This window comes from Duganella paludis, assembly GCF_054461335.1.
This window is the reverse complement of sequence record NZ_CM136922.1, coordinates 6094604-6108792: the sequence shown is the minus strand read 5'-3', so window position 1 is coordinate 6108792 and position 14189 is coordinate 6094604. Positions and strand designations below refer to the sequence as shown.

11 protein-coding genes are annotated in these 14189 nt (G+C 62.3%); all 11 read right to left on the bottom strand.

Annotation, left to right across the window (positions count from 1 at the left end; all coding sequences use genetic code 11):
- Positions 1 to 22 precede the first annotated feature (22 nt).
- The 11 genes from ACXZ1M_RS26970 to ACXZ1M_RS26920 all read right to left on the bottom strand — a co-directional run bounded on the left by ACXZ1M_RS26970 (position 23) and on the right by ACXZ1M_RS26920 (position 14180).
- Positions 23 to 1369, bottom strand: a complete 1347-nt coding sequence (locus tag ACXZ1M_RS26970; RefSeq protein WP_459054078.1) for a glutamine synthetase family protein — start codon at positions 1367 to 1369, stop codon at positions 23 to 25.
- Between the two features lie 22 nt (positions 1370 to 1391).
- Positions 1392 to 2897, bottom strand: coding sequence for a CoA-acylating methylmalonate-semialdehyde dehydrogenase (locus ACXZ1M_RS26965; RefSeq protein ID WP_459050671.1), 1506 nt, complete (start codon positions 2895 to 2897; stop codon positions 1392 to 1394).
- A gap of 13 nt (positions 2898 to 2910) precedes the next feature.
- Positions 2911 to 4263, bottom strand: a complete 1353-nt coding sequence (gene aptA, locus ACXZ1M_RS26960) for an omega-aminotransferase AptA (RefSeq protein ID WP_459050670.1) — start codon at positions 4261 to 4263, stop codon at positions 2911 to 2913.
- A gap of 5 nt (positions 4264 to 4268) precedes the next feature.
- A complete protein-coding gene (locus tag ACXZ1M_RS26955; RefSeq protein ID WP_459050669.1) occupies positions 4269 to 6023 on the bottom strand; it encodes an amidohydrolase in 1755 nt (584 codons plus the stop codon).
- Between the two features lie 23 nt (positions 6024 to 6046).
- Positions 6047 to 7354: an NAD(P)/FAD-dependent oxidoreductase gene (locus ACXZ1M_RS26950; RefSeq protein WP_459050668.1), complete on the bottom strand. Its 1308-nt coding sequence runs from the start codon at positions 7352 to 7354 to the stop codon at positions 6047 to 6049.
- A gap of 8 nt (positions 7355 to 7362) precedes the next feature.
- Positions 7363 to 8196 (bottom strand): ABC transporter permease, encoded by an 834-nt coding sequence (locus ACXZ1M_RS26945; RefSeq protein WP_459050667.1) that lies wholly within the window; start codon positions 8194 to 8196, stop codon positions 7363 to 7365.
- Positions 8193 to 9086, bottom strand: a complete 894-nt coding sequence (locus ACXZ1M_RS26940; RefSeq protein ID WP_459050666.1) for an ABC transporter permease — start codon at positions 9084 to 9086, stop codon at positions 8193 to 8195. Before ACXZ1M_RS26940 ends, ACXZ1M_RS26945 begins: the two co-directional genes overlap by 4 nt.
- Before the next feature lie 8 nt (positions 9087 to 9094).
- Positions 9095 to 10216, bottom strand: coding sequence for an ABC transporter ATP-binding protein (locus ACXZ1M_RS26935; protein WP_459050665.1), 1122 nt, complete (start codon positions 10214 to 10216; stop codon positions 9095 to 9097).
- Positions 10217 to 10219: 3 nt separating this feature from the next.
- Entirely contained in the window at positions 10220 to 11317 is a 1098-nt protein-coding gene (locus ACXZ1M_RS26930; protein ID WP_459050664.1) for a polyamine ABC transporter substrate-binding protein, read from the bottom strand.
- A gap of 14 nt (positions 11318 to 11331) precedes the next feature.
- A complete protein-coding gene (locus ACXZ1M_RS26925) occupies positions 11332 to 11691 on the bottom strand; it encodes a cupin domain-containing protein (protein WP_459050663.1) in 360 nt (119 codons plus the stop codon).
- 74 nt (positions 11692 to 11765) lie between these two features.
- Entirely contained in the window at positions 11766 to 14180 is a 2415-nt protein-coding gene (locus ACXZ1M_RS26920) for a TonB-dependent receptor (protein WP_459050662.1), read from the bottom strand.
- Positions 14181 to 14189 lie beyond the last annotated feature (9 nt).

Here is a 14189-nt window from a genome sequence, read left to right as displayed (position 1 = left end):
CCTCGGATTGAAATGAAATGATTTATGCCTGTGGCAGCAGGTAGCGACGTTCCCAGGCGCTGATCTCGGCCATGAAGTCCGCATACTCCAGCGCCTTGACCGCCGTGAAGCCGGCGACAAACTCCGCGCCCAGCAACTGCCGGACGGCGGCGCTGTCCGCCATTTTCTTGTTTGCGCTCGCAAAGTCGTGCGCCAGGTCCTGGGACAGGTCGGCGCAGTTGCCGCTGGCCTCACCGGTTGGCGACAGCGACTCCTTGATGCCTGCCAGTCCGGCCGCCAAAGTGGCGGCAATCGCCAGATAGGGATTCGCATCCGCGCCGGCGATGCGGTTTTCCACGCGCCGTGCGGCCGGCCCGCTAATCGGTATGCGCAGCCCTGCGGTACGATTGTCGTAACCCCAATGCAGGTTGACCGGCGCCTGCGTGCCGGCCACAAAGCGACGATAGGAATTCACGAACGGGGCGAACACCGGCATCATCTCCGGAATATATTGCTGCAGGCCGCCGATGAAATGGCGGAAGCGCGCACTCTCGCTGCCGTCCGGATTACTGAAGATGTTCTTACCCTCGCCATCCACCACGCTTTGATGAATGTGCATGGAATTGCCCGGCTGGCCGGCAATCGGCTTGGCCATGAAGACGGCGTTGAGACCGTGCTTCAGCGCGATTTCCTTGGCGGCGTACTTGAACAGGAAAGCCTGGTCGGCCACGTCCATCGCGTCGCCATGCACCAGATTGATCTCGTACTGCGACACGCCCGATTCATGGATCCACGTATCCGAGTTGATGCCCAGCTGGTCGAGGGCGAGGCGGAACTCGTCCCAGAATGGCGCCAGCTCGTTGAGCATATTAAGGCTGTATGCCGACTGCCCCGCCTCCGCCCTGCCGCCTCGCGCCACCGGCGGCGTCAAGGGATCGCGCGGGTCTGTGTTCGCCGCAGTGAGATAGAACTCAATCTCGGGCGCCACCACAGCCGTCAAGCCGTGTTCCCGATATGCGTCCAGCACCTTGCGCAGGATGGAACGGGCCGAGAACTGGCACACATCGCCATTCAGCTCTACACAATCGTGGATCACCATCGCGCGCGGGCTGGAGGACCACGGCGCCACGCGCAAGGAAGCGTAATCAGGCACCAGCCGCACGTCCGGGTCGGCGTCCGGAAACAGCGGATCGCAGGAGTATTCCCCGGTCACCGCCTGCATCGGAATCGCCTGGGCGATGCGCAATTCCGCGCCGGTGGCGAAGCTTTCGGCCGGCATCAGCTTCCCGCGTGGATAGCCGGTGATGTCGGCAAACAGACACTCCACCTGATCGATCCCATGCCACTTGAAAAAATCGCGCAGCGACTGCTCATCATTGGCTCGTTGCATTTTCAAAACCGGACTCCTATCTCTATCGGTGTGACGGGAAGCTGAAAGCCGTCCCCTCGCTAACGGCGCGGCCAGGCCAGCGCTGTGTGATGGTCTTGCGCTTGGTGTAGAAACGCACCGCATCCGGCCCATAAATCGATAGATCGCCAAACAAGGAGCGCTTCCAGCCGCCAAACGAATGCGAGGCAACCGGCACCGGCAGCGGCACATTCACGCCCACCATACCAACCTGGATCGTATCGGTAAAGAAGCGCGCCGCTTCGCCATCGCGGGTGAAGATGCAGGTGCCGTTGCCATATTCATGCGCGTCGACCAAGGCGCAAGCTTCTTCCAGGGTACGCACGCGAACAATGCCGAGCACCGGGCCGAAGATCTCTTCTTTGTAGATGACCATCTCCGGCGTCACATGGTCGAACAGCGTAGGGCCAAGGAAGTAGCCCTCCTCGTGTCCGGCAACCTGCACCGAGCGGCCGTCCACTAGCAGTTGCGCGCCCTCTTTCACGCCCAGGTCGATGTAGCCGCGCACGCGGGCCAGATGCTCCTTGCTGATCAACGGCCCCATGTCGCTGCCGGCATCGGTGCCCGGACCAACGCGCATCGCGGCGATTTCCGTTTTCAGCGCGGAGACCAGGGCGTCGGCGGTGCCGTCGCCCACCGCCACCACCAGCGGAATCGCCATGCAGCGCTCCCCACAGGAGCCATACGCAGCGCCCATCAGCGCACGTACGGTGTTGACGATGTCCGCATCCGGCATAACGATGGCGTGGTTCTTGGCGCCGCCCAGCGCCTGCACACGCTTGCCGTTCGCGCTGCCCGTCGTGTAGATGCGTTCCGCAATCGGCGTCGAACCGACGAAGCTGACCGCCTTGACGCGGCGATCCGTCAGCAAGATCTCAACCGCCTCGCGATCACCGTTGACCACATTCAGCACGCCGGGTGGCAAGCCCGCCTCCAGCGCCAGTTCGGCGATGAAAATGGAAGCCGACGGCACGCGCTCGGAAGGCTTCAGCACAAAGGTATTGCCGCAGGCGACCGCCATGGGCCACATCCACAACGGCACCATGGCCGGAAAGTTAAACGGCGTAATGCCGGCCACCACGCCCAAAGGCTGAAATTCGCTCCAGCTGTCGATGGCGGGACCGACGTTTTTACTATGTTCGCCCTTCAGCAGTTCCGGCACATAGCCCGCATATTCAACGTTCTCGATACCGCGTTGCAGTTCGCCCAGCGCATCGGCCAGCACCTTGCCATGTTCGGCGGTGATCAGCGCGCAGATCTTGTCCGCTTCGCGTTCCAGCAGGCGCGCCAAGCGGTTCATGACCTGGGCGCGTTTTGCCGGCGAAGTTTTGCTCCACGCCGGATACGCTTCCTGTGCGGTGACGATCGCCAGTTCCACGGTGGCCTGGTCGGCCAGGACGACGGAGCCGGTAACCGCGCCGCGCGCGGGATTGTAGATGCTTTGGCGGCGCTCGCCGCCTTCGGCTTTCAGTCCGCCCAGGAAGTGGCCGACGGTGACAGAATGACTCATGAAGATATCCTCTTTAAGGTGTAGCAAGTATGGCTTCGCCCAGGGCGTTGATCAGCAAATCGATTTCGGCTTCGGTGGAGGTGAAAGGCGGCGCCAGTTGGATGGTGTCGCCGCCGTAGCGCACGTAGAATCCTTTTTCCCAGCACTTCATCGCGATCTGATACGGCCGTAACGCCGGCTGCCCGGGAACCGGGGCGATGGTCAGACCCGCCGCCAGACCGAAGTTGCGGATGTCGGCGATGTTTTGAATGCCCCTCAAACCGTGTACCGCTTTTTCAAAATACGGCGCTAAAGCGTTCACACGCTCGATCATATTTTCGCGGCACAGGATGTCCAGCGCGGCCAAGCCTGCGGCGCAGCCCACCGGATGCGCCGAGTAGGTGTACCCGTGCGGGAACTCCAGCAGATACTCAGGACCGCCCGCCGACATGAAAGTGTCGTAAATCTCGCGTTTTGACAGCACGGCGCCCAGCGGCTGGGTGCCGTTGGTGATTTGCTTCGCCACCGTCATCATGTCCGGCGTCACGCCGAACTTTTCAGCGCCGGTGAAGGCGCCGGCGCGGCCGAAGCCCGTAATCACTTCGTCGAAGATCAGCAAGATATCGTGTGCGTCGCAAATATCGCGCAAGCGTTGCAGATAGCCGTGCGGCGGAATAATGACGCCGGCCGATCCGGAAAACGGCTCGACGATGACAGCCGCGATATTGGACGCATCATGCAGCGCGATCAAATCCAGCAAGCGGTCCGCCAGTTCGGCGCCGGTTTCCGGCATGCCCTTGGTGAACGCAGGCGTCGCACCCAGCGTGTGCGGCAAATGGTCGGCGGCGATGCCCTGGCCGAACAGCTTGCGGTTGGCAGACAGTCCGCCCACTGAAATGCCGCCGAAATTGACGCCGTGATAGCCCTTCTCGCGGCCGATCAGCAGGGTTTTGCCTGGCTGGCCTTTCAGGCGCCAATAGGCGCGCGCCATTTTCAGCACGGTCTCCACCGACTCCGAACCGGAGCCGGTGAAGAACACATGATCCAATCCTTCCGGCGTCAGCTCCTTGAGTTTATTCGCCAGCTGGAAGGCCAGCGGATGCGAGAACTGGAACGCAGGCGAATAATCCAGCGTCGACATCTGGCGGCTGACGGCGGCGCTGATCTCGTCGCGGCAATGTCCCAGGCCGCTGCACCACAGGCCGGACAAGCCGTCGAAAATCCGCCGGCCATCGGCCGCGACGTAGTAGCTGCCCTTGGCGGCGATGATCATGCGAGGGTTTTTCTTGAAATCCCGGTTGCCGGTGAATGGCATCCAATAAGGATCGAGCCATTCCGCGTCCGTCCTGAGCGACGCGCCGATACCGGCGTTGCTATTGTTATCCATGATGCTTACTTATCCTTTTTATCCAATTCGGGTAATTCGTACACCACCGTGCCATCGAGGATGGTGTAGCGCACTTTGATCGCGGACAGCGACGCCGGCGGCGCCGCCTTCACGTCACTGTCCAGCACCACCAGGTCCGCCAGCTTGCCCACTTCGATCGAACCGGTGGTGTGTTCCTGCTTCATCGCCTTGGCGGCGGTGATGGTGTAAGCGGCCAGCATGGTGTCCAGGTCCAGGCGTTCGGCCGCGTTCAGCACTTCGCCCTTGTGTTTGGACTCCGGCTCCAGGTCCATGCGCAGCAGGCCGGTCTGGGTGGCCGACAGCGGCGTATTAGGCATCGGGTCGCCCGGCATGGCGTCTACCGGCCAGTCGCTGCCGCCGTAGATGGTGGCGCCGGCCGCTTTCAGGCTCGCCGCCGGATACATGTAGCGGAAGTTTTCGGCCGAGATGTAAGGCTTCAATGCCTCCACCGAATACTCCGACGGCAAAGCCCAGAACAACTGCATGTTGGCGTAGACGCCAAGCTTGGCGAAACGCGGGAAGTCGGCCTTGTCGACAATCTGCAGGTGCGTGATGGCGTGGCGGTTGTCGGGCCAGCCGTTCTTCTTGCGCGCGGCCTCGAAGGCGTTGAGTGCGGCATGGGTGGTGTAGTCGCCGATCGAGTGCACAAAGACGGTGAAGCCTTCCTTGTCCAGGCGCGCCACATAACGGTTCAGCACCGGCACTTCAAAGAAGCGGCCACCGGAACTGGCGCCGGGATGCCCCTTGCCGTCGAGGTAGGGATGCAGCATGGCCGCCGTTTGGGTCGGATATTCGATCACGCCGTCCGACAGGATCTTGACACCGTCGGCGCGAATCCAGCGATGGCCGCTGAAACGGCTGCGCAGCGCGAACAGGCGGCGGTACTCCGTTTCGTCATCCACCACGCTGGAAGCCAACATGGCGCGCACGCGCATTTTCAGTTGATCGCTTTGTTCCAGGCTGTCGTACAGGTCCAACGCATCTTCTGTGGCCAGGGCATCCTGCACCGAGGTGACGCCTTTCGATCGCAGCAGCGTCAGCGCCTCATTCAATTTGCGCAGGCGATCAGCCATGGCCGGCTTGGGCATGGCGTTGGTGACCAGATCCTGCGCCGTGTCTTTCAAAAAACCGGTGGCGTGGCCCTGGGCATCGCGCTCGATTTCGCCGGAGGTGGGATTCCTGGTGTCGTCGCCGATCTTCGCAATGCGCAGGGCGACGCTGTTGACCCACGAGGTATGGGCATCCGCCCCGCCCAGGATGACCGGCTGGGTGCTGCTGATCTTGTCCAGATCGCGCGCGGTGGCGACGAAGTTGGCGGGATTGACGTTGACCACTTCTATCCATTTATCGGGCGAGGCAGGATGCAGCTCGTCCGGGCAGTGCGCGCGCACGTAGTCCGCGATTTCCGCGACGCTCATCGCTGCGCCGCCGACGCTGCACTTGCCCAGCCTTTCCGAACCCAGCGCCGGATGAACGTGGCCGTCGATAAAGCCCGGCAGCAGGCTCTTGCCCTGCAAATCGATCACGCGGGTCGCGGGACCGATGTAGGCCGCGATTTCCGCATCGCTCCCCACGGCGACAATGAGATTGCCGCGCACCGCCACCGACTGCGCCTGCGAGCGCCGCTCGTCCATGGTCTGGACCTTGCCCTTGACCAGCACCAGCGTCGCAGGCGTTACGGTGTCCGCTTGGGCCGCGAGCGCGCCGCAGGCCAGCATCACCATCGTTACTATTTTCATCAGCTGCATAAACACCTTTCGGTTTAGATTTCCAGAAGATCGCGCAAGTGGTAGTACATCATGCCCGTCACCAGCGCCGGCGTGCGCAGCAAGGGGCCGCCGGGGAAGGCTCGGTGCGATATTTTCCCCACCAGGTCGAAGCGCTCGGCCTGGCCGATAATCGCTTCCGCCACCAGTTTCCCCGCCAGTCCCGCCAGCGCCACGCCATGTCCGGAGAAGCCTTGCAGGTAATAGAGATTGGCGTCCAGCCGGCCGAAGTCCGGCGCTCGGTTCATGGTGATGTCGACAAAACCGCCCCACGCGTGGGACACGTTCAGATCGGCCAGTTGCGGGAACACCGCCAGCATCCGCTTACGCATGCTGCTCACCAGATTGGGTGGCGTAACGGTGCTGTAACTCACACGGCCGCCGAACAGCATGCGATGGTCGGCCGTAGGACGGAAGTAGTCGAGCACAAAATTGGTGTCGCACACGGCGGCCCGCTGGGCCACCAGCGCATCGGCGCGCGCCGGGACCATCGGCTCGGTGGCGATGATGTAAGTCCCCACCGGCATGATGCGCTTGTCCAGCTCCGGCGCCACACTCTCCCCGTATTCATTGAGGTAGACGTTGCCCGCCATGACCACGAAATCGCAGCTCACGCTGCCCCGCCCCGTATGCACCAACGGCTTGACGCCGCGCGCAACCCGCGTCACGGCGGAGTGCTCGAAGATGCGCACGCCGACCGAGCGTGCGGCCGTCGCCAGGCCTAGACAGTATTTCAGCGGATGCAGATGGCCGGAATTGGGATCAAAAGCGCCACCGACAAAGCGCTCGCTGGCGATCCACTTCGGCATGTCGGCGGCGGAGACGGTCTGCATGGGATAATCGTAGGCGCTTTGCAAATGTGCGGTCCACTGTTCCAGCGAGCGCGCCTTTTTGGCGCTGATGGCCGCGCTCAGGAAACCCGGCGTGTATTCGCAATCGATGCTGTATTGGCCGATGCGCTGGCGCAGCAGGTTCATGCCCTCGACCGACATTTGCCACATGCGGCGTGCATCGGCGCGATCGAATTGATGTTCAATCGCCGTGTCGCTGGCGTAGCCGACGATCGCCTGGCCGCCATTGCGTCCCGATGCGCCCCACCCCACCGATTGGGCTTCCAGCACGATCACCGAATATCCACGCTCCACCAGCTCCAGTGCCGCCGACAGGCCCGCGAAGCCGGCGCCGATGACGCAGACGTCGGCATGCTGCGCCCCCTGCAAGGCCGCCGATGCCGGTTCGCGTGTAACCGTGGCCTCGTAATAGGAATTGGCCCGTAACTTTTCGTCTTTGTGATTCTCTACCATGGTTCTCTCTATTTAAACGAAGTTGCGGACGCCGCCTGCTTGCGGCGCAACCGCTCGGCGCGCGCCATCCACAGGCCGGACAGCACCACGCCGATGCCGACCACCAGAATGGTCAACGTGGCCAGCGCGTTCACACGCGGATCGAGGCCCAGCCGTGCCCGCGAAAAGATCACGATGGGCATGGTCGAATAACCGGGACCGGTCAGGAAGGCCGACACCACCACGTCGTCCAGTGACAGCGTGAAGGTCAGCAGCCACGCCGAGGCCAGGCTCTGGGTGATGTTCGGCAGCGTCACCTTGGTGAATACCTGGTGCGGACGGCAGCCCAGGTCCATGGCCGCCTCGCTCAAGCTGGTACTGATCTCGCCGAGCCGCGCCTGGATCACCACGGTGGCGTAAGCCATGCCCAGCACGGTGTGCCCGATCAGCACCGTCAGCATGCCGCGCGGCGGAAAGCCGAACAGCTGTTCCAGCGACACCAGCATCAACAGCAGCGACAGGCCGATGATCACCTCCGGCATCACCAGCGGCGCGCTGGCCATGCCCATGAACAGGGCGCGGCCACGGAAACGCCGGTAGTGATTGAGCACGAAGCCGGCAAAAGTCCCCAGCAGCACCGAGCAGGTGGCCGACATGGTCGCCACCTGCAGCGACAACTTGAAGCCGGCGATGATCTCCTCGTCCTGGGACAGCGCCTGATACCAATGCCAGGTAAAGCCGCGCCAGGTCATGTCCTGCGCCGAGCTGTTAAACGAAAATACGATCAGCACCAGGATGGGGAGGTACAGGAAGGCGTACACCGTCATCAGCCAGCTACGGCCAAACCAGGAATGCGGCTTCATGCGCGGCCTCCCGGCTGCTCGGCCTGCGAACGGTTGTAGATCCCCATCGGCACCAGGATCAGCAGGATCAACACCACCGTCACGGCGGACGCCATCGGCCAGTCGTTATTGGTGAAGAACTCGTCCCACAGCACGTGGCCTATCATCAGCGTCTCCGGACCACCCAGCAGGTCCGGGATCACGAATTCGCCCACGCAAGGCACGAACACCAGCACGCAGCCGGCGATGATGCCGCTGCGGGACAGCGGTATCGTCACGCGCCAGAAGGCCGCCAGCGGCGTCGCGCCCAGATCGGCGGCAGCCTCGATGAAGCGGACGTCCATCTTCGACAGATTGGCGTACAGCGGCAGGATCATGAACGGCAGATAGGTGTACACCATGCCGATCATCAGCGAGAACTGGGTGTTCATCATGCGCAGCGGCTCGTCGATCAATCCGGCGGCCAGCAAGGCGTGGTTGACCACACCTTCGTTGGTCAGCATGCCCTTCCACGCATAGATACGCAGCAGGAAAGAAGTCCAGAACGGCAGCATCACCAGCATCATCAGCACCGGCCGGCTGGCCGGCTTGGCGCGCGCCATGAAATACGCGAACGGATAGGCGATGACCAGGCAGCAGGCCATGGTCAGGAAGGCGTACTTGACCGAGTTCAGATAAGCCGCCAGATACAGCTCGTCCTGGAACAGGAACAGGTAGTTGCCCAGGTTGACCTTCAACAGCAGCGCGCCATCGACGTAGCTGAACAGCGTGCCGAAGGGATTACTCATCTCTCCCTGTGCCACGCTCAGTTTCAGCACAATGAAGAACGGCACCAATGAACTGAAAAACAGCCAGGTGTAAGGGATGCCCAGCACCAGGCGCCGGCCGCTGGCAGGGTTATGCTTGATCATGGAGAGCCTCATTGGGTCAGCACCACCATGGCGTCATCGCTCCAGGACGCGACCACCCGATCGCCGCGCTGCGGATGGAACTCGGCGTGGCGCGCGGCGTTGATGGCGATGGCCTTGAGCAGCGCGCCATTGGCCAGGCGCAGGTGGTAGACGGTGTAGCTGCCCAGGTACGCCAGTTCGACGATCTCGCCGCGCACCCAGTTGTGCGGCGTGGCCGGCGTCTCCGTGCCGATGGCAATCTTCTCGGGACGGATCGCCACCGCCACCTCCATGTCCACCGTGCCGCTGATGCCGTGGCCGACGTAGAAGCGGCATTCGGCCGCCTCCACCACCACGTGGTCGGTCTCGTCCTCCACCACCCTGCCTTCGAACAGATTGACGTTGCCGATAAAATCGGCGACGAAGCGGCAGTTGGGCGACTCGTACACCTCCTCCGGCTTGCCGGTCTGGCGGATCACGCCCTGACTCATGACGGCGATGCGCGACGCCATGGTCATGGCCTCTTCCTGGTCGTGCGTGACCAGCACGCAGGTGACGCCGACCTGTTCGACGATATCCACCAGTTCCAACTGGGTGCGCTCGCGCAGTTTTTTATCCAGCGCCGCCAGCGGTTCATCCAGCAGCAGCAACTGCGGGCGCTTGGCCAGGCTGCGCGCCAGCGCCACGCGCTGCTGCTGCCCGCCGGACAACTGGTGCGGGCGGCGTTTGCCATAGGGTGACAACTGCACCAGCGCCAGCATCTGCTCCACGCGTTCGGCCATTTCCTCCTTGGCCATGCCGGCGCGGCGCAGGCCGAAGGCGATGTTCTCCCATACCGACAGGTGCGGGAACAGCGCGTAGGACTGGAACATCATATTGATCGGCCGCTGATACGGCGGCATGGCCGATATCTCCTGCCCGTTCAGATAAATCTGGCCGGCGGTGGGCGACTCGAACCCGGCCAGCATGCGCAGCAAGGTCGATTTGCCGCAGCCCGAGCTGCCGAGCAAGGCGAAGATCTCGCCCATGCCGATGGAGAGCGACACGTTGTCCACCGCCGTCACGCCGCCAAATTCCTTGACCAGATTCGAAATCTGCAGGAACGGCCGGCCCTTGTCGGCCTTGATATTGATTGAAGATGTAGATGCCATGGCTTACAAACCTGTTTTAAATTGCGTGTACATGCGCGCCATGAAGCGGCGGGTCGCCGTCGTCACCGGCAGCGGCGCCACCAGGCGTTTTTTATCCGCGTCGCCGAGGAAGATGGTTTTGTTCTCGATGATGTTTTTGTCCACGTAGCGCGTGCTGGCGATGTTTGGATTGGCGTAGAACACAGCGTTGGTGATGGATGCATGCACTTCCGGACGCATGATGTAGTTCATCCACAGCAGCGCGTTTTGCGGATGCGGCGCATCGGCTGGAATGGCCATGGTGTCGAAGAACATGATCGGGCCGGCGGCCGGGATCAAGGCTTCGATCTCGACGCCGTTTTTTGCGTCCAGCGCGCGGCGGCGGGCGATATTGATGTCGCCCGACCAGCCCAGCGCGACGCAGATGCCGCCATTCGCCATGTCGTTGATATAGCCGGAAGAGCTGAACAGCGTGATGTTCGGCCGCACCGCCTTCAACATCTTCAGCGCGGCCTGGTAATCCGCCTGCGAATTTGAATACGGGTCTTTGCCCAAGTACTGCAGGGCCGGCGCGAAAATCTCCGAGGGCGAATCCATGAAAGACACGCCGCACGACTTCAGCTTGGCCATATAGCGCGGATCGAACACCAGATCCCATACATTGGCCGGCATGGCCAGGTCGCCCAGCGCGGCCTTGACCTTCTTCACGTTGATGCCGACCGTGGTGTAGCCCCATAGCCAGGTCACCAGGTGCGCATTGGACGGATCGATTTTAGCGACGGCTTGCTGGATCAGCGGGTCCATATTGGCGAGGTTGGGCAGCTTGCTCTTGTCGAGCGTTTTCAACAGGCCGGACTGGATCTGCACATTGGCCCACACCTCGGACGGCACCACCACGTCGTAGCCGGTGTGGCCGGCCACCAGCTTGGCGTGCAGCACCTCGTTGGTGTCGAACACGTCGTAGCGCACCTTGATGCCGGTTTCCTTCTCAAAGTTCTTGACCGTGTCGGCGGCGATGTAGTTGGACCAATTGTAGATATTCAGTACCTTCTCTTCCGGCGCGGCGACCGCCAGGGCCGATATGGACAACAGCGCGGCCAGCATTCCATAAATCTTCAACATGCTTCTATCCCCCTTCAGGTACGCACACTGCGATCGACAATGACATAGTATTTTTCCAGCGGTTCCAGCACTTCAAACACGCCCGTAAAACCACCCGGTATCAGCAGCGCATCCCCGGCGACCACTTCCTTGGCTCCACCCTGCGCGTCGATGACGCGGCAGCGCCCCTGCGTAACGTAGAAAAACTCGTCTTCCTGCGGGCCGAAAACCACCTTCCAGCTGCCCGGCTCACTGCGCCAGATACCGGCCGACATATCCCCGTTGGCGCTGTCGAAAAAATTCCAGGTCGAGCGCAGCGGATCGCCCGACACTTTTCTATCCGCCGCTGGCCAGTCCTGCTGCACCGCGACTGATCGCTCTGAAAACAAAATCATGTGTGACATCTTTCTACATCCGATCTAAAGCACCACAACGGCCGCCGCCTGAATTGCCGGCGGCGGCCTGCTCTTTACAGCTTGCCTGCCAGGCTGATGCCGATGGTGCGCGGCGTCAGGCGATAACCGAGGCTGGCGGCGGACTGCACCACCGGACGCTGAATCAGCTTCTGGTTGTTGGCCAGGTTCTGGGCGAACACGGTAAAGTCCAGATTACCCCAGCTCAGCCCGGCGCTGGCGTCCACCAGATTGTAGGCGGGACGGTGGTAGTCAGGATTCGGGATCGAGCGGGGCAGGATGCTATAGCCGCCGTTGCTGCTGCCGGTCCAGCGGCTGGCCGCACGCACAAAACCGTATACGTCGCTGGACAGGTTGAAGTTGTATTGCGCCGATACCGAAGCGGTGAATTTCGGCACGCCGGGGATATTGGCGCCCTTCACCGCGCCCGGCAGGCCGGCGGCCTCGCCGTCGCTGTCGTCCAGCGTTGCATGGGTCACGCCGCCGCCGAAGGTCAACACCACGCTACGTACCGGCTTGGCCTGGACTTCCACTTCCGCGCCATAGCTGGTGGCTTTGCCGGCGTTGTTGTTGTAGGCGAAGCCGCATTCCACGAACACCTGCTGCTGCAAGTCCTTCCACTGCACGTAGAAGGCCGAGGCGTTGATCGACAGCCGGTTGTTGAGGAAGCGGGATTTGTTGCCGGCCTCGTAGCTCCACAGGCTGTCCGAGCGGTAGCTGGTCGGGGTGGGCGCGCTCAAGCCGCACAGCTGCTCAGGAATCGGCACATTCACACCGCCCAGGCGGAAGCCCTGGGAGGCCGATGCGTACAAGGTATTGGTGGGATCGGCTTCCCACGTGACTGCGAACTTCGGCGTGGATTTCGAGCCGGTCACGCTCTCGGTGGACTCGTCGAAGCCATCGCGTCCATCCAGGTGATTATTGAAGAATAGCGAACCCAGCTGGTGCAGCGAGGTGGTCGCTTTCACGTAGCGCAGGCCGACCGTGGCGTGCAAAGTCGGCGAGAAGTAGTAGTTGGCCTCGCCAAACACCGAGTACTGCTTATCGAAGCCGTTGGCGTTGCCGTAGTACGTGCTGTCGCCGGGGAAGCCAAGCGAGACCGGGAAGATCACCACATTCGGATCGGTCGGGCTCAGGCCGGCCGCCTTGAAGGCTGCGTTCAGGCCGAACACAGGCTCATTGTCGGCAATGTCGGTCCGCAGGCGCGAGGCATACACGCCGGTAATCCAGGTCCAAGGCGAAACGGCGGCGTCATACGGCTTGGAAGTGATGCGCAGCTCCTGCGATACCTGGTGCACCTGGTTATCCAGATACACCGCCGCCGGCAGCTTGGTAATGGCTAACGCCAGCGCCGGATCGGTGATGCGCGTGGCCAGGCCCAAGGCCGAAATGGCCGAAGCATCCTGAACGCGGCTGAATTTGCGCTCGTAGTAGCTGGTCACCGAGGTGATGTCGCCGATGTCGGTCGCGTAGTTGACGGTCAGGCTGGGCACCACCAGACGGTCGTTGCCCGGTTCCATCACCGACTTGGCGGCCTGGTTGTTGGGCAGCGGCTTGCCGTTTGGTAGCGCCAAATACGACACGTCGGTGTTGCCGGTCTTGACCTTCTGATAGAACAGCGACGGCGTGATCGACAGATCCTTGGTCGGCTGCCATTTCATGGCGAGGCGCAGCACGCTGGATTTCTCGTTGTTGATATCGGAACTGACCGGGGCGCCGGTCTCGCGGTCGACCTGATCGATGAAGCCGCCGTTGCGCGCGGTCTGCACGCCGATGCGCAGGGCCAGCTCGCCAGGTATCAGCGGCTCATTAACGACCGCGTTGGCCAGGTAGTTGTTGGCGCCGTCCTGGGTCTTGGAGAATTCCGAGTACACCGAGGCTTCGCGCTCCTTGATGTTGGGCTGGTTGCCGATGAACTTGATGGTGCCGCCCATGGAGCTGGCGCCGTACAGCGTGCCCTGCGGACCGCGCAAGACTTCCACGTGGTCGAGGTCGAAGAACTTGGGCTCGGCGCTGCCCATCGAATAGACGTTGCTGATGGACATGGAGACGTCGTCCAGGTAGATGCCGACGGTCGCGGCGCCCGAAACCGAGCTGATGCCGCGCATCGAAATATTCGACAGACCGGCGCCGTTGCCGGTGTTGCCGCCGGAACCGCTGGTGAAGGCAATATTCGGCACGGCGCGGGTCACGTCGGCAAACGTGGACAAGTGCTGTGCGGTCAGGTCGTCGCCGCCGATCACGGAAATACTGGTGGCGACCTTGCTGGAGTCTTCCTTGCGCTTGGTCGCGGTCACCATGACCGTCTGCAACTGGTCCGAATTGCGCGCCGCCGCCGGGCTGGCCGCCGCGCTGACAGCGGGACTGTCGGCCCCCTCTGCGGCTGGGGTCTGCTGGGCATTGGCTTGCGAGGCAATCGCGGCACAGGCGACTGCTACTGCGTAGCTAAGGCGATTTTTAGGGCATTTCATATGAACATC